The sequence below is a fragment of the Flavisolibacter ginsengisoli DSM 18119 genome (assembly GCF_900129295.1).
GTDB lineage: Bacteria > Bacteroidota > Bacteroidia > Chitinophagales > Chitinophagaceae > Flavisolibacter > Flavisolibacter ginsengisoli.
Genome location: NZ_FQUU01000016.1, coordinates 76,342 through 98,550, shown reverse-complemented (window position 1 = coordinate 98,550; position 22,209 = coordinate 76,342). Strand labels below are relative to the sequence as shown.

Genomic DNA, 22,209 nt, shown 5'->3' with positions numbered 1-22,209 from the left:
TGTGCTCATTGAATCAAACTCTTCTATTAAACAGAACCAGGACTTGCTTTTAAGTATTAAAGGCGTTGGTAAAGTTCTTTCTTTAGAAACCATCATTAAAACCAGGAACTTTTCACGCTTTAAAAAAGCAAGAAAGTTTGCATGCTATTGTGGCACTGCGCCATTCCCTTGTGAGTCAGGAACCAGCCTTAAAATGAAAACTAAAGTTGATTCACATGCTGACAAGCGCATGAAAACATTGCTTGATCTTTCTGCAAAAACTGCTATTCAACATGACAAAGAACTAAGAGAATATTATTTAAAACGATTAGAAAAGGGAAAATCAAAAATGAGTACTATTAATATCGTTCGAAATAAGATCTTATATAGAATGTTTGCTGTAGTAAAGCGTCAAACACCATTTGTTGAGAACAATGTAAAAGCTGATTAGAAACTTTTTTTGGCAGTATCTATACCTTAGAATACGCAAAGATGAATACCAATATAATATGCCTACACCCGTAGTTCACTTTGTCCTAAGAAACTACAAACTACACACTACAAACTACAAACTTCCTTAAACAGCATGTTTAAGGAGAAAAAATGGGATCCTGTAATCTTCCGGAAACTCCCCTTCAAACCTTATGGTCCACGCTATATCATCCATATACAATTTAAAGTATTCTATGTCCTCTTCATTTAAAGGAGCAAAAACCTGGATATCCAGCTTGTTCTTCATCTTCTTTTCCTTTTCTGGCTTTGGCTCCTGAAGCCTTGCTTTTAATTCCTCTTCAAAGGAGGACAGGAGTAATTCAAACTGCTCCCGGGTAAGGGAAATACGCTTTTGCTCCGTAAGAAAGGTGAATAAGGCTGAAAACACCTCCCTTTTTTCACTTCCCTGCTTTAAAAAAGCAATGGCAATTCTTCTTACCTGGGTAAACAGCCTTGGGTATCTTCTTTTTACTGGCACAAACCGGTAGATGATGGAAGACATGATATTGCCCGTACCAAACCTTTCTGCACTTCTTCTACTTCCTGCAAAGGCAGGGTCCTTCCAGAAGCGTTTAGAATCCACACCAGGAAGCATTCTTACAAGGAAACCCCAGTCCACATCCTTATAAAAGTTGATGTCTCCACATACTGTACCTGTTGCCTTTACATGACTTATTTGCTTTGCCATATGATATTAGATTTTTAGCTGCAAGATTGCTAAATAACTTAGCAGTTCAAAACCACTATGTCCGTTTTGGCCGCTTTTGGCCGATTTGACCGATAATGACCGCTTTTGGCCGGAAGGAAGAGAGTCGGGAGTCTTGAGTCGGGAGTCGGGAGAAAACACATTAACTAAATGGTAGCCTAAGGGCGGGCAACTTGCTACCAAAGCCCTACTAACAGTATACTTAGTGCGTGATCACCACGCAGTATCTATACCGCAGCTATACAGTTGATAGGGAGTAACCCGGCCGCTGGTAGTAACCAAACTGCTACCAGTTAGCAAGCAACCCACAAGTTTCGTTAACCATAATCTACATTTTCACCAGTTATCTTACTGACAAGGTGTTAATCGGGAACTCAAAAAGATCAGTTTCCCTCCTTCTTTATCAACTTTCAACCCAGGAAAACAACCATATTCTTGCCTTGTCAACTTATCAACCTGTTAACCAATCAACTTTTCAACTTCTCCATTTTTCATTCCAACTCTAATTATATATTATTTATTTGAATGTAAAAACTGACGGATAGCGGTGTTTTATCTGACCATCATCATTATCCCCGATTGCTGGCTGTACTACCTTGAATTGTTCTTTTAAAAGTTTTTTTTATGGAAACAAGATTCAAAGAAGTAACCAGACAAAGTATTGTCGAAACCCCCAAAACGAAACAGAAATATGTATTCTCCTTTCATGAAGGAGATGGTAAGAACAAACAACTACTGGGAGGCAAAGGAGCCAACCTTTGCGAAATGACCCAGATCGGGTTGAATGTTCCTCCAGGATTTGTGATCTCCACGGAAGCCTGTATGAGTTATTTATCCGGCAATAAGCAATTACCGGCAGATACCATGGAGCAGGTGCTGGAACACATGAAGGAAGTGGAAGCAGCAACAGGCAAAAAATTCGGCGACCCAACAGATCCCCTATTGGTATCAGTACGGTCAGGTTCCGCACTATCCATGCCTGGAATGATGGACACTATTTTAAACCTTGGTTTAAACAAAGAAACGCTTCATGGCCTGATACAGCAAACCAGAAATGAACGCTTCGGCTATGATGCGTATCGTCGCTTCATACAGTTGTTTGGAAAGGTAGCCCTGGGTGTGCCCGATGAAGTATTTGATAAGATATTCGAAGAAGTAAAACATAAGGCTGGTGTAAAAATAGATATTGGATTAAGCGCAGAAAACCTGAAAGAGATCAGTGAGCGCTTCCTGCTGGCTGTGAAAGATTACACACAGAAACCTTTCCCTGAGAATGTTTATGAGCAACTGGAGATCGCCATCAAGGCTGTCTTTAATTCATGGACAGGAAAAAGGGCTGTTGACTATCGCCGTGAATTCAACATCACGCCTGATCTTGCCAATGGTACCGCGGTGAACATTGTGGCCATGGTATTTGGCAATATGGGTAATGACAGTGCTACAGGTGTGGGCTTTACGAGAGACCCTGGCACAGGTGAAAATGTCATGTTCGGTGAATACCTGGTAAATGCCCAGGGTGAAGACGTAGTAGCCGGAATCCGCACACCAAAAGCTGTGCACCTGCTGGCAGAAGAAATGCCTGACCTGCACAAACAACTGGAAGATCTGCGTGATAAACTGGAGAGCCACTACAAGGAAGTACAGGATTTTGAATTCACCATAGAGAAAGGTATTCTTTACTGCCTGCAAACCCGCAACGGTAAGATGAATGCAGCCGCAATGGTACGCACCTCAGTTGAAATGGTACAGCAAGGTTTATTGACCAAGGAAGAAGCCTTATTCAGGATCAAACCTTCCACTATTGAACAATTGTTGCACCCACGCCTGGGCGCACACGACCAGGAGCCATTGGCACAAGGTCTTCCCGCCTCACCGGGCGCTGCTTCAGGGCAATGCGTTTTTGATGCTGACAGGGCAGAATTCCTTGGCCATGCAGGTCAAAAAGTGATACTGGTTCGCGAGGAAACAAAACCAGAGGACATTCATGGTTTCTTTGCAGCACAGGGCATATTGACAAGCCGTGGTGGAAAGACCTCTCATGCTGCTGTTGTGGCAAGAGGCATGGGTAAACCATGTGTAGCAGGAGCTGAAGGAATTAAAGTTGATGTCAAACTGAGACAGGCCACTATTGGTGATAAAACCCTGTATGAAGGAGATTTTATAACAATAGATGGTGGAACAGGTTATGTGTACAAAGGTGTTATCCCAACTGTCGAATCTGAATTCAGCAATGAACTGAAAACCTTATTGACTTGGGCTGATGAAGCTTCAACGCTGAAGGTGATGGCCAACGCTGATACACCTGATGGCGCTGCCAAAGCCCTGCAATTTGGTGCTGTGGGTATAGGCCTTTGCCGTACAGAAAGAATGTTCAATGCCAGTGATCGCTTGCCAATAGTTGTTGAAATGATCATTGCCAATACGGATCATGAAAGAGAAGAAGCATTGAAACAATTACTCCCTATTCAGAAACAGGATTTCAAGGAAATATTGACCACTATGGCGCCTCACCCTGTAACCATACGTTTGCTTGATCCTCCAATACATGAATTCCTTCCTTCTGAAGAAGAATTGAAAGAAGAACTGCAGCACCTGCGTCATTTGAAAGAGACCGCCAGTGGTGTAAGCAACTTATTTAGCAGCCTTCACCTGTTGCATGCAGAAAACCTGGAACTGAAGAATGTACTTCCTTTTAATGGCAAGGGTGTTGAACTGATAGAACTGGCCATATCCAAAAAAGAAAGCATACTGAAGAAAGCTCATGAACTACACGAAGTGAATCCAATGCTGGGTCACCGTGGTGTAAGGTTGGGACTTACCTATCCTGAGATCTATAAGATGCAGATACAGGCTATCCTGGAAGCAGCAGCAGAATGCCAGAAAGAAGGCATCGATGTACATCCGGAGATCATGGTACCACAGGTATGCACAGCCGAAGAACTGAAACAGGTGAAAGTGTATGTGGATGAAGTAGCCAAAACCGTTGAAGCAGCCTATGGCATCAGGCCAAGGTTTGAATTTGGAACTATGATAGAGGTGGTAAGGGCATGTATGGAAGCAGATGAACTGGCTAAAGAAGCTGACTTCTTTTCCTTTGGTACCAATGACCTGACACAGGCAGCCTTCTCCTTCTCAAGGGAAGATGCGGAAAACAAATTCCTGCCTTTCTATGCAGAGAAAAATATCCTGCATGACAATCCATTTGAGATCATAGACAGGAATGGTGTTGGTAAACTGATGAAGATAGCAGTAGAATGGGGCCGCAAGACCAAGCCAGGTTTGAAGATCGGAATTTGCGGAGAACACGGTGGCCAGCCAGATTCTATCAAATTCTGTCATGAACTGGGTTTGAATTATGTATCCTGCTCTGGTCCTAGGGTACCTGTAGCAAGATTAGCAGCTGCTCATGCCAAATTGGGTGAGGCAGTTGACAAAGCGTTGTAATAACCCGGCTGCCCTGTCCCTATCCTGTCTCAACAGAATAGTAAACGGGCGCAGCCAAAATTGAGAACCGCCGGTGGAAGATCCCAGGTTGCATGATAACCGGCTATTAACCAGCGGCAAAAGAACACACATTGGAAACGCCTCTTTTACTACACAGCAAGAAAGAGGCTTCCTGTGTGTTTCTTGTTTTTAAGGACTATTGCATTAAAATTCTTAGTAGAATTTGCTCTTTGCTAGACTTACACATTCGCTACGGATTGTCAATCCATGTTGCTATGTAGGAAGTTTAGCTCGCTCGCTTTTCCAGCGCCATTGAAACTCTTCCTGGTACTTTGTGCCTTTGAGAAATTGGTACAATGTCCTATAAAGATGTTTATAGTCATTTTCGGTGCATAAAAGCCAGGTATCGACGTCCTTTTCACCATTGCACCAGCTTACATAATAAGCTCCTCGCAAGGGATAATCACTCTCATTACAAATTGGCACTTTATCATTGAAGAGAAGTCTTTGAAGCTTAGCAAAGGAACTATCGCTCAACTCAACATATAAATTGAAAGGATTGTTAAACACTCCATTGTTTAAATTATACGCTACATTCCGTCGATAGAATACAAAGCTGTTGTGAGGTTTATCTGAAGATCCATTCCACTGAATAGTTATATAGGTTGAATCATTGCAATGTCCGGGGTATGCGATAAAAATGTTGAAGGACAGAAATATAGCTTTGAAACATCTATTCATGAATTGGCTTGTTTCACTGTTGAGTATAACACCAATGTGCTTACTGCACAACCGCATTCCTGGTATTAATTTAAATTTTATATCTCTCCTAAAACGCTTGCACTAAGCTCAGAAGTATTTCCTTTCCTTTATTTTCATTCGAATGCGTACAATAGTAACTATTCCTATTGCTGCTATTACTCCACAGGTAATCCATGTTCCAAAGCTACTTTTCAGAATAAAAAATAATACTAACCAAATAAATAGGTGCAACAGGTAGGATGGCTTACTGATAAAGCCCAAGCCGTATTTGTATTCATCTGAAATACTCCAGATAGAGGGATATAATTCACGTGCTAATTCATGAATGTCATGTTCCTTTTTCACTCTTTCTTCCAGCAAGGATAAATAAGCGTTTAACTTGCCAGCCATTCTATATTGAGTTCTTTCAGATGGGAAATTGTTAAGATGGAAAATAAAATTCTGCACACTTTCAATATGGTAATACTTCCACTGCTTTCTTTCTATAGTAGATTTCAAAGCATCCAGCCTTGATTGTAAAATATCTTTGGATATTATCTCCTCAGCCATATTTTAATACGGTGACATCGTTTGCAATCAACTAGCTAATTTAGACTTAGACTGTATTAATTCGTTAATTAACGCTGTAGCCTTTTTAAAGCGTTGTTCCCAATTTCCTGAAATCTCAACAACTTCAATGCCGTGTTTTTTCAACGTTTCTCTGTGTGATCTGTCTAACCTTTCTCTATCTGTGAAACTTAACCGTGTACCATCTTGTACATACTCCACGTCATTGTTTAAATAAAAATACAGGTCTGCCTTATTGGAATTATAGATGTCGCTGTTTATTTCCAGTTCCTTGTTAAATATGAAATGCGCGTAAGATTTTGTAATATATACATCCGTGTCAATAATAATTAAAGGGCTTTTTCCTATAACGGCTTTGTCAATTCGTTTGGAATGTTCGGCAGCAACCAGATGCAAGTCCTGAAATTCAAATGCTTTGGAATCAGGTATAAGTTCTCTGCCTGCTTCATTTACTGAAGTGCAATTAAAATGTTGAGCAAGTCTTTTAGTTAATGATGATTTACCCGTGCTTTCAGTACCCAGCAAAACCACCTTCAAAGCAAAGTAAGGTTTTACAGTATCGGGTAAAAATTGCCAATTACCAAATAAGTCATTTCGTATGGCTGTAGCTGAAACGGGAAACAATTCTTTCTCAATATCAAAGGCGATATGTTGTATTCCCATAAAAGAAGCCACATAATTTCCGTATTCTTCAGAAGTAACTACCAAATTATAATCAGGAAACAACTCCTTGAATTTTTCGGACCAGGCCCTGGAAACTTGTAAAGAGGATTCAGATGTGTTAGGAAGTTCACTTTCCAAATAGTTTAAAGCCCTAACCTCAACATTTTTAACTGCCGTGTAAGTCTTTGCTATCCAGCTTCTCCTAATTTCACAAGGGATAGTCTCTTTATCACTGCAACAAATTAGTATGGTAAGGAAGTCACATTTTGTTATAGCAAAATCCATCATCGCTTCGTGCCCTTTATGAAATGGAAGAAATTTGCCGAACACGAATCCTTTAAGCATTATTTATTTGTTTTGTTAATCCGCTATTGCAGAAATATTATATGGGTAGTTTGTCTTTTATTTTCCTTTTAAGAAATTCGCTATGTCTTGAGTCCATTCTGGTTTGTATTTAGTTAAATAGTTTTCGTGTCCAGCAAGTTTGTAGGTGTTCAGAACCTTTTCTCCTGCTAAATTGGCTAAAATGCTGTCAATCTCTTGTCTGCTTACATTTTTGTCTTGTTCACCATATAATAATAAAGTTGGGCAGGCGATTGTTTTTGCGTAGTTAATCGGATTATGTCCAAAAGCCCAAAAACCATTTTGAATTCCGCCCCAAAAAACCAAAAGTCCTGCCATAGGAAATGTAGGAACATTCATGTTTTTAAATCTGGCTGCAACGGTTTGATACATTGTTCCAAAAGGACACTCAAGAATAATTGCTTTTGGTTTTAAGTTATAATCTTTTATTGCTTTCATAATTGCAACAGCACCCATTGAGGTACCAAACAAATAAATATTCTTTACCCCTTTGGTTTGTAAATAGACATAGGCGGTCTTAACTTGTTCGGCTTCCTTAAATCCGATAGTTGTTGTGTATCCTTCAGAACCGCCACTGCCCATAAAGTCAATTAATAGAGAATTGAATTTTAAGCTGTCAAATACCATTGCTTTATCAAGCATAGAGGATTTTTCACCCCCGTAGCCGTGGCAAATAATGATTGTGCCTTTAACTGTGTCAGTTTTTGCTGAATGGTCTTTATTCAAGTACCAGCAGTCAATTTTCCTATTGCTCTGAAGTTCTATGTCTTCGTAATCTACAGCGGGTTCTATTTTATTTTCTGGCCTTGGGTTGTTCACTCCAAATAACAAAGCTTTCATTCTTCCACTTAAAGTCAGTTTTTCTGGTTTTTGTGTTTTTTCTATATTATCATCTGCAAAATGAGTAAACTTGTATGAATGAAAAATTGCTACAATATTCATAAGGACAAAGACTATCAACAATGTCCAGATAAGTCGTCTAAATATTTTTCTTCGTCCTGTCAATTGATGTTATAAGTTGCCTGAAGGCTTTTCGCTTGTTAATTAAAGTAAGATTGAATATCAGTTTTGCTATATGGAATGGTCAGGTATTTTGATTTTTTAAGCGGGAAAGCAAAATTAAAGTCGCTTTGTGTTACAGAACGATTTCCAATAATAGGAAATGCACCATAATAAACGTCCGAGTCAAAAATGAATACATGAGGAAGTACAGGTTGCTTCAAAAGGATGTCCAGGTCGATTGCTGTATTTTCAGCAATAAAAGCATATGGTAAAACCATCAAAGGCTTTCCAAAGAGGTTAAGATCGAAAACCTTAGTGTCAACCCAAGGCAGTTCGCTACTAATGCCATTCAGCAACACTTTAGCAAAACCGAATTCCTGCCTTCCAACTGGATAAGCGATAATATCTCCTTCTCTGGCTTTGTTGTGCTGTCTGCTTTTTGAAAGCTCCTCATTAAGCCAGTCAAAATAGTTAGCAGGGCTTTCTTTTATGTACTTTTTAATCCAAGCTTCGATATTGTCAAAGTTCAGGATCTGTCCATCTTCAATAAAGCTCTTGATGAAAAATAAATTCCTTTTGTTGTCATAAACATGAATGCCGCCACCTTCAAAAGAAGCTGAGAACTGAATACCTATCCCCTTGATTTTCAGAAGTCGAGCAATGGTCAACTTGTGTTCTTTTCCCTTTGCGGTTTTAGGAAGAAGAAATTTTCCGCCTCGGGTATCAATGTCAGTGTCGTACTCTATATAGCCCCAGCCATAATTCAAAACCTTTACTAGTTTTTCTTTGTCAAAGTAAACAACAACTGTGTCATTCAAGGGTTGTCTGTCCCAGTCATCAGCTACAGGAGTTAGTCCGACATATTTTCTTTGGTCATTTGTGAGTTCGTAGGGTTTCATAAAAAGCTTGAGCTAACGGAGAGGGGCTTTCTGAAGTACAGGTAGTCCGTAATTCTAAAGCCTCACGTTGGATCTAAGATAAATAGAATTGCTAGTACAGCATTGTTCTAACGCCTGTATTTCGGGAAACCTGTGTTACATGCGGCTATTATTCCAAGTATTCAAGAATAATTCTCTACCATCAATGAAGATCTTTCTAATGGTCATTTTTGGAAACTCCTTTAGGTAAGTTTCAGGTTCATAAGACTGAATGATTCTATAGCCTTCTTTTGTAAGTATTTCGAATTTATAGTTGACACCATCGGCAATCTGTAGTTTCCTGACTGTAGAATCACTTATGGGTACACCTTCTTGATTTAGCAAATCATGGTCTAATGTCCAGAAGTGTAAAGCAGAAAGTCCATTTATGAGTTTAAATGCGGAGTCAGAAGAGAAGTTCCACTTTGAAATTTCGGTTTTAACCCTATCCTTTTTATTCTTGGTGCTTACAATTTGAATGGCTTGCCAGTGACTGTTTTTATAAGCTAATACCTTATATACCTGCGTGTTGCTCCACCAAAAGCTTTCTATTTTGTATCCTAACAGAAAGTCATATTGATTGTTTAACACTTTGACCAGAAAAGAGGTTGTGCTGTCCTTCCAACTAGTATTTGATTGTATAGGTGGTATCTGACCAGATACACACTGGAAAACGAGTAAAAATAATATACAAAGAATGACTCTCATAATTGCAGCTAACGTTGAACATGTTTGGCGTAGTAATAATTTACGGCCACATCCGCTAAAATTATTTGACTTCTTCACGTCTCAACTTATCCCTGTACTCGTCAAATGTTACTGTAGTATCCAGTTTTATATAACATCCTACCGTCTGTGCAGTTAAATCATAAATTATCAATCCTGGAACTGTCCTTATAGTAATTGTGTCTCGCTTAATAATTATATCATGGATACCCATGCTGTTTGCCTTCAAAATTGTTTTAGTATATCCATTCCTTGTCAGATCTACAAAATCATGGCCACTCGTAATTTCACTAACTTTATACCACTTTACAGTTATGTCATTACTTTCGAACGTTTTTTCATTAAGGTGCTTATCAGGTAATAGGGTGGAACATGAGGTTAAAATAAGTGCTAAACATAAATTCCGAATAAAGTGTCCCATAAGTTCTGTCTAAAAAGTTGCTGCTTGCTTACGCCTAACGGAGAGGCGCTTCAAGTAGTATTGATATTTTAAATACTGCTGTTTCAGCCCTTATTCAACAACAAAATAGTAATTCTATTGTTCATAACATATTCTTCTGCCTATATTGCTTGATGTCCATGTTAAGAGCCTTTTGGTAAATGGATTGGTTCACTTCTATCATCACCATACCTTTCAACTATAAAGCGTAGGTCATTCAATGTTGATTTCATATTAATTAAATCGGAATTCATATCAAAAGACCATTTTGCACAAAACTAGTGTTAGTAGCAGTTTTGCAAACTTAATCATGGTTCTTTGTGAAAGGTATATTTATAAACTTTGGTTTGTTTTACAAGTATGAGCGTATCACTTTGAGATGGCTTTAAAATACTATCGCCTTTATTAGCGAAGTTCTCGAAAACTTTGGCGTTATTCAATCGCTCATCTGTGTATGGATAAAAAATGTATTCCTTGTTATTGCCTTTTAAGCTGAAAGACGAGCCATGATATTTTATACTAACTTTCTCAATGATTCCATTCAAGTTTGAGTTAAAGAACTGGTCATATTCTTTGCTGATGTTTTTGTCCATGACAATTCCCCAGTAATACCATAGTGAAAGTAACAGAACACCAATACACCCAAGTACGATTTTGCTACTTCTTTTCATGCTTTAATGTTGTGTAAACCAATTGCTGTTAACGGAACAGGTGTTGCGGAAGCAGCTGACGTCAGGATTACAATTTCCTTATTCTTATTCTTGTGCTGATTAACGATAGTTTGTTGAGCCATTGTCACCAAGCCGCTGTTTTCAAAACATGGTATTAGCAGCCTACCTTTCTATGCAGTAGTGCGTTTCAATGCCTTAAAGAATGAAATAATGTAAATCATCTGTCCAATAGCAAACAATCCCAAAGGAATAGCAAACCTTAAAAATACATTGGGCGTATTGTAAAGTGAATTTACTCCGTTTGAATAAAAGAAGAAACAGAGGGTTAGGAACAGATGTATGAAAACGGTTCTTTGTGGCGGCAGGTTATTTTTCTTTTCCAGTATTGCATAACCAATGGGCAAACAATAGAGCCAGACAAGAAGGAAGATGGATAGTATCATGAATGGAGGCACAATTACACTTTGCCAGCCAGGAACAATAGAAACTGCAAAACCACTCACATATTCAATGGTGGCAATCAATGCAATTACAAGATATAATAACGAATGTCTAATCATAGGGTTTTAGGTGGCTGCTAACGTAAACGCATTGCTGTCAGGTGTGGACTTGGCAGCAATGCAATTCAGTAAAGATAATCAGATGCCGTATTATTGTTCAACCTAATAGAATTACGTCCCGCCACACTTGCAGCAATGCACTGTTAGCGGCGGCTCTATCTTACTTGATCAATTAAATACTTCACTCCCTGATAGGTTGGAAAAATCCCGAGCTTCATAAAAAATTCGTCAGTAAAATCAAGAGTGGCGTCTATCGCCCAATTCGCACATCCAATTGATAGGCACTTGTCTGGAAAATAAGGGTTGTCCTTACCAGTAAACATATTTATTTCAAACTTTCCAGTTAACTGCTGTTCAAGTTTCTGTCTCTTTATTTTAGCTGTCTCACCTATATCTTTTGTGATGACCGATTCAGGCTCAAAATGAACTAAGGCATTCCTCAATTTTATTAGCAAGATTACATCTTGGCTTAAAAGCTGACCAAGATCGAACTCCTTTTTATTTGCAAGTGTTAATGCTATTTGATATTTATCTATTATGGTATAACTGGCTGTTCTCGGTATGCCTTTCTTCCACATTCGTCCAAAAATATTTCTTGTGGTTTTGGGTAAGTCATTTAGTACTCCATCAACATTCTCTGCAGCATCCATAAAAACCTCATTGATTGTAGCTTCTAAAAACGAAGCACAAGACATGATTATAGAAACAATAAAAGCACGGTGGTTTAGGAATTCTTGATCAGAGCTATCTTTCGAGAGTGACTTTTCAAATTCCCTTAACTGTTCTAAAAAAAATGTAGCAGAAAGAATGTGCTGTATTGAAAAATATGAACGCACTTCTACCCGAACTGTATCTTCGATATCATCCCACTCCTTTGGTCTAGCTAAAATTATTTGATTTATCAAATGATGTCTGACTGAGCGCTGACTTATAGTTCCAAACCATGATTTTTGATGAAAGTCATCTTCGATATGAGCTAGTGTCTCATATTCATATGGAAATATGTTGTCCACACCTTTGCCTAAGTATTTAAGTACAATATGCTGTGGTATATTTATGTCAAGATTGCTAGCAATAAAATCCGTATCCCAATGTTCTCCACCAGGTGTTGCAAGTGTGAAAAAAGCTGGATAATACGTATTATCTGATGCCTTCAGGACACCTTTTACGTAAACAAGACCTTCTCCCAAGTCAGTTCTATCAGCATTACCGAGATCCTGTAAGATCTTATACGCTTGCATTTTCTTTTTGAAACCTCCGACAATCTTCGGCGGGTTTTTATCTAATTCTGCTATAAATTTTCTGTCTTCTTCTTCTCTTTCTAATCGAAACTTCTCGAATATTTTGTCATAGACTTCAGATCTGCATTTTTTGCAGGCGATTTTAAGCCCCTCAAACTCTTCTTTCTCTCTATCATGTTTAGACAACCGTTGAACTATCTTCTTCTGTTTACAGATTTCGCAAACCCCAATTTTTCGTCTGAGTATATATGACGCCCATTCTAGAACTTGTTCTTCAACCGGTTTCGAGGTATCAACAACTTTTCGGAAGGTGTCGTTCGATGTATTTTCTAATGAAACATCATAATTGTCCTCCAATAAGTCAACTCTGTAGTTGCCTCTGATCTTGAATATTTTGACCTGATAGAGCTTTTTGTTTTTATGTTCGATTATGTCGGTAATGAGACCTGTTTCGTCCCATTTAAAGAGGTATTCATTCTTGGGGTTCATAAATCTTGAGGGTTGGGAGGTCATTGCCGCTAACGGATTAGGTGTTGCTGTCAGTAGTGCATTTGAAAAACTACAGCTTCACTTTTATTCTGTTATTGATTAAAGATAACAGGTTCAAGACAAATTCTGTATCACCTATTGCAGCAAAACCATGTTATCAGCCCTTAGTATTCAATCGGCTTTGGAATAAGTTACACGGGTCACAAATTCAGGATACTCAAGCTCCATTACCAATGTGTCTGAAGTAACTTCTACAAGTTTAGCTTTTGATTTACCCCCTTTGTCAGTTGTTTCCAATGTCTTAGTTGAATGATTGTACGTCCAGCTACCGACAGTTTTTCCCAGCCCTTGTGTTGTGTCAGCAAACTTACCGTCACTACTGAAAGAAACGACTGAACTTTTGGTCACGATAGCTTTTCGTCCGTTTGCCTCCATTGACACGGCTTTCCAATTCCTGCAAAGCATCAATTTAACTTGTGTCTCTTGTATGGCTGTACTGTCCTGAGAGATGCCACTCAATGAGATTATTGTCAGAAAGAAGAATAGAATAAATTTAGAAATATGCCTCATAGTCTCACTACTTAGGATGGTTGCTCTTTTTGGCTGATAACAGTTAGTATTTGTGCTAATATAAGCTGTTTTTTTACCCACGACAATATGCAATATCTCTTGTAAATGAGTCAGATAGAATAATAAACGCGGATTATCATTTATAGCGCAAATCCAATTTTCCACAATACTAATCCTTCAAGATTTATAACTTATGATACCGCAACTACCTTTTCTTTTCTAAGTACACTATAAGCAACTATAGCACTTCCCATCAACAATATGGAACCCAATAAAAATGGAGCACCGGAAAAATGCACAGGTGCGCCGGGTTTAGTAAAGTAAGCAAATAGGTTGGTCATCACCAGGGGGCCTACAATGGAGGTAGCGCTGATCATACTGGTAAGGGCACCTTGTAGCTCACCCTGTTCTGTAGGGGGCACATGGCCCGCCAGGATGGCCTGCAATGCCGGTCCGGCAATGCCACCCAGGCAATAGGGCACCATAAAGACAAACATCATCCAGCTTTTATCGGCAAAAGCAAATGCCAGCATCCCAATAGAATAAATGGCAAGGCCTATGTACACACTTTTTTCATTACCTAATTTTGGATTGATATAACGAATCAACCCTCCCTGCACGATCATGGTCATTATACCCACTACCCCAAGTGACAAACCTAACATCTGCTCCGACCAGTTAAAACGTTCCAGGTTGATAAAGGTCCAGGTGCTTTGAAGCGCATGGGCAGCGATATATACCAATACCATGGACCATATCAATCCTATTACGGAAGGATATTTTTTTAAATGCAATAAGGAACCTAAAGGGTTTGCCCGCTTCCAGTCAAAGCCCCGGCGGTTCTCTTTGGAAAGCGATTCAGGAAGAACAAAATAACCATAGGCGGCATTGAGCAGGGAGAAACCGGCAGCTACAAAGAATGGAACACGGATGCCATAATGAGCCAATAATCCACCCATGGAAGGGCCGATGATAAAGCCCAAACCAAAGGCCGCACCCAGCAGTCCAAAGTTTTGCGCCCTGTTTTCAGGGGTGCTTACATCTGCAATGTAAGCAGAGGCTGTAGTGAAGCTGGCCCCAGTAATCCCGGCAATGATGCGGCCCAAAAAGAGCCACCAGATGGTTGGTGCAAAGGCAAGGAAAAGATAGTCAATACCAAATCCCATAAGAGAAAATAGCAATACAGGCCTGCGCCCATATTTATCACTCAGGTTGCCAATGATCGGCGCACAAACAAACTGCATGATGGCATAAGCAAAGGTGAGCCAACCACCCCATTGAGATGCCTGGCTGATGGTGCCGCCCGTAAGTTGCTCTATCAACTTGGGCAAAACGGGAATGATCAATCCAAGGCCCGTTACATCTATCAGTAACGTTATAAAAATAAAACTCATTGCTGCCTTGCGGGGTGGTTTCATATATATAATTAAGCGTGTGCAAAGTTGGCCCTTTTGCGTCAAACATGAAATGCTAGGCCAGCTATTCATTTTAAAATCCGGCAAAAGGAATGTCTTCACCGGTAAACTTCCAATCTGGATCCTAGATTGGTATTTCTGTTTTAGGAGCTGGCAGGCAACTGGTATACTTTTCTATTGGACAGTATTGCTTAACTTGATCGCAAAATAACCACATGATACCGGGTTTAAGAAAAGAGTATAATGAACGGTTCACCAACGAAAAGTATGAAGCCTTTATAGAAGATCTATCCAATATCTACCCCGGCCACCTGGAATTCAGAATTGCTGAAACACCTGTATTCATACCAAAGGAATTTACCCAAAAAATGCTTTCAGCCTGTGAAAGCATCATCGATATTATATCAAAGCCTTCTTACCAGGACCAAAGCGAAAATGCCATACCTGCAAGCCTGTATGTTCCTAACGAGGATTCTCACCCGCAATTCATCGCATTTGATTTTGGTATTTGTTATAATGAACAAGGTGAACTGGAACCACAACTCATAGAAATGCAGGGTTTCCCTTCCCTGTTTGCCTGGCAGGTTTTTGTTGCGGACACACACCAAAAACATTTCGCCTGGCCAAAAAATTTCAGTCCCTATCTCAATGGACTGGACAGGGAAAGTTATTTGGCCCTGCTACAAAAGATCATCATAGAAGACACCCCGGTGGAAAATGTGATACTATTGGAGATATTGCCTCACCAACAGAAAACCCGTGTGGATTTTTACGCGACGAAGGAATTGTTGGGAATAGAAACGGTGTGCATTACAGAGCTGATCAAAGAAGGAAGACAATTATTTTATTTACGAAATGGTGAAAAAACACCTGTCAAACGGATCTATAACCGGGTGATCTTTGATGATCTCTTCCAGCAGTCTGCCGAAATACAGGAAAAAGGAAAAATATTCCAGGAAGAACTTGATGTAACCTGGATACCCCATCCCAACTGGTTTTACAGGTTAAGTAAGTACACCTTACCCTTTATTGATCATCCATACGTTCCTCACACCCAGTTCCTGGATAAGATATTAAACCTGCCTGTTGATCTTGAAAACTACGTGGTCAAGCCCTTGTTCTCCTTTGCGGGACAAGGTGTCATCATTGATGTGACAGAACAAGATATTCAAAACATCAAAGACCCTGGAAACTGGATCATTCAGCGAAAGGTAAACTATGCCCCGGTGATAGAAACACCAGGTGAAAATGCGAAAGCAGAGATCCGTCTTTTTTACTTTTGGGAGCCTGGAGCTGATAGACCCATTTCTGCCAGTAACCTTGCCCGGTTGAGCAAGGGAAAGATGGTGGGTGTAAGATATAACCAGGATAAGAATTGGGTGGGCGGAAGCTTTTGCCTGTTTGAAAACTAATATGCTTAAAATGAGTGGTTCCATATAATTGGTTAACCCGATCAAATAGGTGCAGACAATGAGAAAAATATTGTTAGTTGGATGTATACTGTTTTATACTGCTGCACAGGCGCAGTTAACTGAAAAGATAGAAACGGACCGGCCTGACCAGACAGAAAGCCCCTACCTGGTTCCCAAAAGATGGTTTCAATCTGAAACGGGGTTTAATATAGAGAACGAAAAGGATGGCAGTAAGACCTTTATTCATCCTACCATGCTGAATAAGTATGGTATCAGTAACAGGATTGAACTTCGCTTGATCACGGAATATGTTACCGAGCAATCGCCTCTTATCATTCCTTTTGGGAACCGAACTGTTACCGGTTTGCAACCGATACAGGTGGGTGGTAAGATCGCTCTTTGGAATGAAAAAGGTTTGATACCCAAAACCTCTCTTATAGCCCATACATCCATTCCCAAAGCAGCTTATAAAGAGTTCAGGCAACCTAAATGGGGACCTAACTTCAGGTTTACCATGCAGAACAGTTTATCTGATAATATTTCACTGGGTTATAATATCGGAATGGAATGGGATGGTGAAGAAAATGGTTCGCCGAGTTATATATATACCCTGGCTCCCGGCTTCAACCTTGGAGAGAAATGGTATGCTTACATAGAATTATTTGGCTTTCTCAATGCCGACAACCACCCGCAACACAGTGCAGATGGAGGCATTGCCTACAATTTTTCGAATAATGTTAAGGCAGATATATCCGGCGGCTTTGGTATTACAAAAAACACCTCCCTAAAAAACTATATAGCAGTCGGCTTTTCTTTCCGGTTGCCTGTTGGCAAGTCTGAAAAACAATGAACACAAAGCAATTAAAAAGCCCCGCAACTGCGGGGCTTAAGAAATTTATCAGGATTTTTTACAACAGGCTTTAGTGTCGCAGCCGCTGTCCTTGCAACAGCTCATATCTTTTTCGCACTTGCCATCCTTCATGCATTTGGCATCTTCGCATTTTTTATCATCACAACAAGATGTAGCAGCAGTAGCAGCTGTTCTTTCATACTGGCAACATCCATCAAGCTTATTATAATCTTCCTCAGTTGCTTTGAAATTAGGAGTATCATAGCCGGCTTTAGCAACTGCCTGCTGGATCTTAGCTGTATTGGAAGAAGTACTGTTATACTTTACGGTTAACACCTTGGAATCAACGTCCCACATGGCATAACTGGCACCGGCAGCTTTTGCTGCTTTTTCAATTTTCTTTTTGCAGGTACCACATTCACCCGAAACAGAAAACTTCTCTGATTTGGTTTGGGCTACTGCCATAAAAGAAAAACAAAGGAATAAGAAAGAAAGTAAGAGGAATTTATGCGCTTTCATTTTAAATGATTTTGATTTTATAATTTGATTTGTGTTGTGAAGGATATAATGGTTAAAAATAAAAGACTTCATTTTAAATACGGAAAACGCAATTGGTAAGATATGTATCCTGTTTATTTATAGGAGGACTATGCGCAATGGGAAAATTAGATTGACCCGTTTTAAATACCGGGACTATTACATTACTAAATAGTGTTACTAAAGCGGGTGACAGTGATGGGATCTCAATCGTAGCATTTGGAGTAAGATGCGAGGTCTGAATTTTTACAATTTTGATATCATCCCAACAACAATGCCCTTCCTTATGCATGCCACACCGGTCACATTTATCTGATGTAGCTTCACCAAACTGGGCAGAATTCAACTGGTCCATACAGTAATGAAGGCTAACAACAAAGCCAGTGCTCATTACAGCATATACAAACAGCAATATGACTACCAGTAGCTTTTTCATTACTATCGTAAAGATAATTTAGCCTTCCCAGAACTTAAAATGCGGAAAGGTTAAATCTGCCTTTATCACATAATACTGCATTAATCTTATAATATACTAATAATCAATTAATAAAGCTCCAGTATATACCAAATCTGGTGATCAAACCTGGGGTTGGGTAACCTGGCGCAGCAAAATCATTATTGGTAAAACTAAACCCATTGATTGTGGTTGCCGTATTGAGATTCTCAAAACGCAAAAAAGCTTTAAAGCTCCGGATGCGGAAATTGAGATAGAGATCAATCTTTGGGTTATTATCTATGGTTATGGAATCCTGGTAAAAGAACTGTCCTAATACAGGGGAGTAATTATCTGCCTTATATGGAGTGTGATAGCGTACCTCGGTGCCAAAGGCGATATTTAGATGTGGAAAGCCAAGAGTGCCTTCATAACCAAATAAGTTGCGGGTATAAACAGTTGGAAAATGAATGTCCGCAGCACCGGTTTTTTGTTGCAGGTAAACCTGTGCATGCCACTTCCAGTGACGACCGATATTAAAAGTTTTCAGAGCATTGATGCGCAGTACATTAAAAAGCGTGGCTTCCTGCTGCAGCTTATAAAAATCAGTGATGTACAGGTAATTACTGATAAGGTAATAATCAGCACTTAGCTGAATGCGGAGCTTTGGCTGAAATACGGATCCGAAGAAATGCACCGTATTTTCCTTTGTAAATGATTTAGCAGGATCATCCAGGTAAAAGTTACTAGAGCCATTGTAGATAAATGGCGGCGTACGGTTGACGTTTTCAAAGCCCACCTGTAAGCTTCCAATATTAGGACTGATTAATCGCTGCAAACTGATGTAAGCATGGTAATCACCAGCATTATAACCATTGAACCATAATTTTCCAAAAGCTGCAATATCCCATTTCTGGTTCTTTGTAGTGTTGCGGTATTCACCATGGCCCATCACATTATAAAGTGATCTTGATCTTTTAAGTTCACCGTTCAGTAATTGTAATTCAGCGCCAACCTTGATGAACTGCTGCAGGTTTTTGACATCGGGGAACTGGTATATCGAAAAATCGTTGGATATTTCACGCCACTGATCCTGGAACTTTATAAAACTATCAGAAGTAGGAAAAATGATGTTATACCTGCTTGCATAATAAGCTGAGTCGGGGCTATTGCGTTGGTCATTTGAAGACACAGGGAGGTCCTGGAAGATATAGCGGTATTTGCCATAGTTGATGGTATGTTCAAACCGCACACGGGGAAAGAACAATGGAATCACCGTGGAATCAGTGACCAGGGAGTCCTTCTTTCCAAAATCATATTGCTGTCTTAATAAAAAGTTGGTCTCGTTATACCTGTTGCCAGTGTAAATAGTAGTATTAAAAAAATTGGTAGCAAAGCGTGGATCACCGCCAATGAACGTTTTGATGGTGTACCTGTCTGCAGCGTAAATAGGATCATGCAGGTCATCTGTGTTCTGAATACCCCCGCTTTCCTGCGATTGTAATTTGTTGGAAACAATTACGAAATAGTTATTGTATCTCTTTGAAGGAGCCTGGTACCAGGAGGTGAACTGGTAACTATTATGGCTGGTCTTTTGATTTCGAAATGTGCCAGGGGCTCCAATCATCCGGTATTGGAAGCTCGCGCTCCAGTAAGGCTTCAGGTTTTGTGCAAGCAATAATTCAATAATCTGCTCTGCCTTTGTTGCAATATTATAAGAAAGCTGGGTATAGGGCTTAGTGGTGTTATATAAGCTGGCTGTTTCAACCTTGAATTTGTATACATCAAAAGCATGAAAGCCCGGATCAAAGCCGGCCTTCAAATCGGGAGCATATAAAATAGATCGGGTGGCAGTACCGGTATTGCCAAGGTAAATATGAGTGGCTGGAATGGGGTAATAATTAGTATAATCAAGAATGGAAGAATCAATATGGTGTGCACGGCTGGAGTCGAGAAAATAATAATTTAAGGAAAGCGATTCAGCATCCTTACTCCTGCTGCGAAGGCTGTCTCCACCGGGGCCACCGGAAGCCCCGGTATTTCCCAGGTTGCCTATGCGCCGCGTGATACCTTCAAGGGCACCTGGCCTTTGTGCCTGTGCCCATGTACATGACATAGATACCAGCAACAAAATGAAACCTTTATAAACAAGTGCCTTATTCAAGATGATGTATTAATTAATAGAAGCGATCAATTCTTTAAAAAGTGCAGAGAATTTTGGTTCAGCGTCTTTAGCAGCCTGCAATACTTCCTCATGTGTAATTATGTTGTCTTCCTCCCGTATGCCTATATCCGTTATAACACTCATAGCAAATACATCCATCCCGGCATGAACGGCAGCTATCACTTCCTGAACTGTGCTCATGCCCACTGCATCACCACCCAATATGTGGATCATTTTATATTCAGCACGTGTTTCGAAAGTGGGACCAGTCACTCCAAAATAAACGCCTTCCTGTACTTTGATATCCAGTTGCCCAGCCAGTTGCTTTGCTTTTGAAATAAGCGATTTTTTATATGGTTCACTCATGTCGGGGAAGCGATGCCCAAGTCTTTCGTCATTTTCACCAATCAATGGATTCCTGGCCGCAAAACTGATATGATCTGTAATGATCATTAAGTCGCCAACCTTGAAGGAAGGATTCACTCCACCCGCTGCATTGGAAATAAAAAGTGTTTGCACACCCAATTGCTTTAATACACGTATAGGGAAAATAACATCCAAAACATCATAGCCCTCATAGAAGTGAAACCGGCCTGCCATGGCTATTACAGGCTTGCCCGCAATAGAGCCAAAGATTAGTTTTCCATGATGGCCTTTAACTGTAGAAACAGGGAAATGCGGGATCTCCTTGTAGTGTATTTCCTTATCTATTTGTAATTCCTGAACGAAATCTCCCAAGCCACTACCTAAGATTACGGCTGAAGTGGGCTTATTTGTATTGTATTGTTGCAGAAAGCTGGCGGATTCTACAATTTTATCAAAATGATTCATTCAGGCAAAGATAGCCGTAGCATGCGAAAATGAATTCTTATATAAACACAATATTCATAATGTTTCAAATAGCGATCGGGCAAAGATAGCCGTAGCATGCGAAAATGAATTCTTATATAAACACAATATTCATAATGTTTCAAATAGCGATCGGGATAATATAACCTGTGTCTTTTTGAATGAATACTCTTATACAACCAGCCGTGCAAAATATTAAGTATTCGGCTTCGCCTGTAAGTAACTTGAAAAATAACTATTGTAAAGAAGCTTCCTCTTCGATTATCCTTTCAGCAATAAGTAAGTCTACAGGACGGGTGATCTTGATATTATTCTCTTCGCCTTCCACCAGGGATATTTTTAACCCATATGCTTCTACTACCGTGGCTTCATCGGTGAATCGTTCTTTATAGTCTATTTCAAAGGCGGGTAGCAAAATCTTGCTATGAAAGGTTTGTGGTGTTTGAACCAGCACTATTCGATTACGGTCCAGCACTTCATTATCATTTTTTTCTTCATTTAACAAACGAATACTGTCACGGGCATGAATTACGGGCACCGCACTTCCCATTTTCAAGGCATGCTCGAAGCATCGTTGAATAAGATCTGTGCTTACAAGACATCGCACGGCATCATGAACAAAAACAATGGCCTCACCTTCAACCATCCTGAGTCCATTTTGAACTGAATGAAAGCGTGTTTCACCCCCTAATCCAATCAATATCCGATCATAATCAAAATAGGCATCAATGATCTCTTTGCCCATATCTGCATGTTCTTCAGGTAATACAAGGATTATCTGTAGATCATCATACGATTCCAGGAATGTCTTGATAGTATAATAAAGAACAGGTTTGTCATTAAGTAATAAAAACTGTTTTGGAACTGAACTGCCCATTCTTTTCCCTGTTCCACCAGCAACTATAACTGCATATTTTTTCATGAGCTTTCTTTAAAAAGGCAAGAGAACTTATTTACT

General features: G+C 39.7%; 21 protein-coding genes. 4 read left to right on the top strand and 17 right to left on the bottom strand.

Annotated features, from left to right (window positions below; translation table 11 throughout):
- Window positions 1-430 (top strand): transposase (locus tag BUA53_RS16570; protein ID WP_175546101.1); only part of this gene is annotated, 430 nt, incomplete at its 5' end.
- 126 nt (window positions 431-556) lie between these two features.
- Here BUA53_RS16570 and BUA53_RS16565 read toward each other — a convergent pair.
- The gene (locus BUA53_RS16565) at window positions 557-1,159 is read right to left on the bottom strand and encodes a hypothetical protein (protein WP_072836510.1); all 603 of its coding nucleotides are present in this window, start codon (window positions 1,157-1,159) and stop codon (window positions 557-559) included.
- Between the two features lie 642 nt (window positions 1,160-1,801).
- Between BUA53_RS16565 and ppdK the strand changes: the two genes are divergently transcribed.
- The gene (gene ppdK / locus BUA53_RS16560; RefSeq protein ID WP_072836509.1) at window positions 1,802-4,621 is read left to right on the top strand and encodes a pyruvate, phosphate dikinase; all 2,820 of its coding nucleotides are present in this window, start codon (window positions 1,802-1,804) and stop codon (window positions 4,619-4,621) included.
- A 273-nt stretch (window positions 4,622-4,894) separates the two neighbouring features.
- Here the strand turns inward: ppdK and BUA53_RS16555 are convergent, their stop codons facing one another.
- The 11 genes from BUA53_RS16555 to BUA53_RS16500 form a co-directional block, all read right to left on the bottom strand.
- On the bottom strand, window positions 4,895-5,362 hold the full coding sequence (locus BUA53_RS16555) for a hypothetical protein (protein ID WP_072836508.1): 468 nt from the start codon (window positions 5,360-5,362) through the stop codon (window positions 4,895-4,897).
- A 108-nt stretch (window positions 5,363-5,470) separates the two neighbouring features.
- The gene (locus tag BUA53_RS16550) at window positions 5,471-5,932 is read right to left on the bottom strand and encodes a hypothetical protein (RefSeq protein ID WP_072836507.1); all 462 of its coding nucleotides are present in this window, start codon (window positions 5,930-5,932) and stop codon (window positions 5,471-5,473) included.
- Window positions 5,933-5,959: 27 nt separating this feature from the next.
- Window positions 5,960-6,958, bottom strand: a complete 999-nt coding sequence (locus BUA53_RS16545) for an AAA family ATPase (RefSeq protein ID WP_072836506.1) — start codon at window positions 6,956-6,958, stop codon at window positions 5,960-5,962.
- 57 nt (window positions 6,959-7,015) lie between these two features.
- Window positions 7,016-7,918, bottom strand: coding sequence for an alpha/beta hydrolase (locus BUA53_RS16540; protein WP_072836505.1), 903 nt, complete (start codon window positions 7,916-7,918; stop codon window positions 7,016-7,018).
- Window positions 7,919-8,016: 98 nt separating this feature from the next.
- Window positions 8,017-8,877, bottom strand: coding sequence for an Imm26 family immunity protein (locus BUA53_RS16535; protein ID WP_072836504.1), 861 nt, complete (start codon window positions 8,875-8,877; stop codon window positions 8,017-8,019).
- Between the two features lie 135 nt (window positions 8,878-9,012).
- Complete coding sequence (locus BUA53_RS16530; RefSeq protein WP_139256471.1) at window positions 9,013-9,681, bottom strand: hypothetical protein; 669 nt, start codon at window positions 9,679-9,681, stop codon at window positions 9,013-9,015.
- Between the two features lie 687 nt (window positions 9,682-10,368).
- Window positions 10,369-10,731 carry a hypothetical protein gene (locus BUA53_RS16520; RefSeq protein WP_072836501.1) on the bottom strand — a complete coding sequence of 121 codons (363 nt, stop codon included), beginning with the start codon at window positions 10,729-10,731 and terminating at the stop codon, window positions 10,369-10,371.
- A 170-nt stretch (window positions 10,732-10,901) separates the two neighbouring features.
- The gene (locus tag BUA53_RS16515; RefSeq protein WP_072836500.1) at window positions 10,902-11,291 is read right to left on the bottom strand and encodes a hypothetical protein; all 390 of its coding nucleotides are present in this window, start codon (window positions 11,289-11,291) and stop codon (window positions 10,902-10,904) included.
- A gap of 155 nt (window positions 11,292-11,446) precedes the next feature.
- Window positions 11,447-13,021, bottom strand: coding sequence for a hypothetical protein (locus tag BUA53_RS20955; RefSeq protein WP_084080197.1), 1,575 nt, complete (start codon window positions 13,019-13,021; stop codon window positions 11,447-11,449).
- A gap of 171 nt (window positions 13,022-13,192) precedes the next feature.
- The gene (locus tag BUA53_RS21270) at window positions 13,193-13,756 is read right to left on the bottom strand and encodes a hypothetical protein (protein WP_175546100.1); all 564 of its coding nucleotides are present in this window, start codon (window positions 13,754-13,756) and stop codon (window positions 13,193-13,195) included.
- A 26-nt stretch (window positions 13,757-13,782) separates the two neighbouring features.
- On the bottom strand, window positions 13,783-15,009 hold the full coding sequence (locus tag BUA53_RS16500; protein ID WP_072836498.1) for a TCR/Tet family MFS transporter: 1,227 nt from the start codon (window positions 15,007-15,009) through the stop codon (window positions 13,783-13,785).
- A 212-nt stretch (window positions 15,010-15,221) separates the two neighbouring features.
- Here BUA53_RS16500 and BUA53_RS16495 point away from each other — a divergent pair, with 212 nt between their 5' ends.
- Together BUA53_RS16495 and BUA53_RS16490 are read left to right on the top strand one after the other, a co-directional pair.
- Window positions 15,222-16,418, top strand: coding sequence for a hypothetical protein (locus BUA53_RS16495; RefSeq protein ID WP_072836497.1), 1,197 nt, complete (start codon window positions 15,222-15,224; stop codon window positions 16,416-16,418).
- A 58-nt stretch (window positions 16,419-16,476) separates the two neighbouring features.
- Window positions 16,477-17,268 carry a transporter gene (locus BUA53_RS16490; RefSeq protein WP_072836496.1) on the top strand — a complete coding sequence of 264 codons (792 nt, stop codon included), beginning with the start codon at window positions 16,477-16,479 and terminating at the stop codon, window positions 17,266-17,268.
- A gap of 48 nt (window positions 17,269-17,316) precedes the next feature.
- Here BUA53_RS16490 and BUA53_RS16485 read toward each other — a convergent pair whose 3' ends face one another.
- The 5 genes from BUA53_RS16485 to BUA53_RS16465 all read right to left on the bottom strand — a co-directional run bounded on the left by BUA53_RS16485 (window position 17,317) and on the right by BUA53_RS16465 (window position 22,173).
- Window positions 17,317-17,787, bottom strand: coding sequence for a cation transporter (locus BUA53_RS16485; RefSeq protein WP_072836495.1), 471 nt, complete (start codon window positions 17,785-17,787; stop codon window positions 17,317-17,319).
- Between the two features lie 73 nt (window positions 17,788-17,860).
- Window positions 17,861-18,241, bottom strand: a complete 381-nt coding sequence (locus BUA53_RS16480; protein ID WP_072836494.1) for an HYC_CC_PP family protein — start codon at window positions 18,239-18,241, stop codon at window positions 17,861-17,863.
- A gap of 103 nt (window positions 18,242-18,344) precedes the next feature.
- Window positions 18,345-20,402, bottom strand: coding sequence for a putative porin (locus tag BUA53_RS16475; protein ID WP_245793187.1), 2,058 nt, complete (start codon window positions 20,400-20,402; stop codon window positions 18,345-18,347).
- 9 nt (window positions 20,403-20,411) lie between these two features.
- Window positions 20,412-21,233, bottom strand: coding sequence for a purine-nucleoside phosphorylase (locus tag BUA53_RS16470; RefSeq protein ID WP_072836493.1), 822 nt, complete (start codon window positions 21,231-21,233; stop codon window positions 20,412-20,414).
- Between the two features lie 253 nt (window positions 21,234-21,486).
- Window positions 21,487-22,173: a 2-C-methyl-D-erythritol 4-phosphate cytidylyltransferase gene (locus BUA53_RS16465; RefSeq protein WP_072836492.1), complete on the bottom strand. Its 687-nt coding sequence runs from the start codon at window positions 22,171-22,173 to the stop codon at window positions 21,487-21,489.
- Between the last annotated feature and the right edge of the window lie 36 nt (window positions 22,174-22,209).

What these genes read in the sequence shown, in the direction of transcription:
- BUA53_RS16555 (WP_072836508.1), bottom strand. Translation starts at nt 5,362, where the DNA reads ATGAATAGATGTTTCAAAGCTATATTTCTGTCCTTCAACATTTTTATC.
- BUA53_RS16565 (WP_072836510.1), bottom strand. Translation starts at nt 1,159, where the DNA reads ATGGCAAAGCAAATAAGTCATGTAAAGGCAACAGGTACAGTATGTGGA.
- BUA53_RS16545 (WP_072836506.1), bottom strand. Translation starts at nt 6,958, where the DNA reads ATGCTTAAAGGATTCGTGTTCGGCAAATTTCTTCCATTTCATAAAGGG.
- BUA53_RS16485 (WP_072836495.1), bottom strand. Translation starts at nt 17,787, where the DNA reads ATGAAAGCGCATAAATTCCTCTTACTTTCTTTCTTATTCCTTTGTTTT.
- BUA53_RS16550 (WP_072836507.1), bottom strand. Translation starts at nt 5,932, where the DNA reads ATGGCTGAGGAGATAATATCCAAAGATATTTTACAATCAAGGCTGGAT.
- BUA53_RS16515 (WP_072836500.1), bottom strand. Translation starts at nt 11,291, where the DNA reads ATGATTAGACATTCGTTATTATATCTTGTAATTGCATTGATTGCCACC.
- BUA53_RS16540 (WP_072836505.1), bottom strand. Translation starts at nt 7,918, where the DNA reads ATGAATATTGTAGCAATTTTTCATTCATACAAGTTTACTCATTTTGCA.
- BUA53_RS20955 (WP_084080197.1), bottom strand. Translation starts at nt 13,021, where the DNA reads ATGAACCCCAAGAATGAATACCTCTTTAAATGGGACGAAACAGGTCTC.
- BUA53_RS16465 (WP_072836492.1), bottom strand. Translation starts at nt 22,173, where the DNA reads ATGAAAAAATATGCAGTTATAGTTGCTGGTGGAACAGGGAAAAGAATG.
- BUA53_RS16495 (WP_072836497.1), top strand. Translation starts at nt 15,222, where the DNA reads ATGATACCGGGTTTAAGAAAAGAGTATAATGAACGGTTCACCAACGAA.
- BUA53_RS16470 (WP_072836493.1), bottom strand. Translation starts at nt 21,233, where the DNA reads ATGAATCATTTTGATAAAATTGTAGAATCCGCCAGCTTTCTGCAACAA.
- ppdK (WP_072836509.1), top strand. Translation starts at nt 1,802, where the DNA reads ATGGAAACAAGATTCAAAGAAGTAACCAGACAAAGTATTGTCGAAACC.
- BUA53_RS16480 (WP_072836494.1), bottom strand. Translation starts at nt 18,241, where the DNA reads ATGAAAAAGCTACTGGTAGTCATATTGCTGTTTGTATATGCTGTAATG.
- BUA53_RS16535 (WP_072836504.1), bottom strand. Translation starts at nt 8,877, where the DNA reads ATGAAACCCTACGAACTCACAAATGACCAAAGAAAATATGTCGGACTA.
- BUA53_RS16500 (WP_072836498.1), bottom strand. Translation starts at nt 15,009, where the DNA reads ATGAAACCACCCCGCAAGGCAGCAATGAGTTTTATTTTTATAACGTTA.
- BUA53_RS16520 (WP_072836501.1), bottom strand. Translation starts at nt 10,731, where the DNA reads ATGAAAAGAAGTAGCAAAATCGTACTTGGGTGTATTGGTGTTCTGTTA.
- BUA53_RS16490 (WP_072836496.1), top strand. Translation starts at nt 16,477, where the DNA reads ATGAGAAAAATATTGTTAGTTGGATGTATACTGTTTTATACTGCTGCA.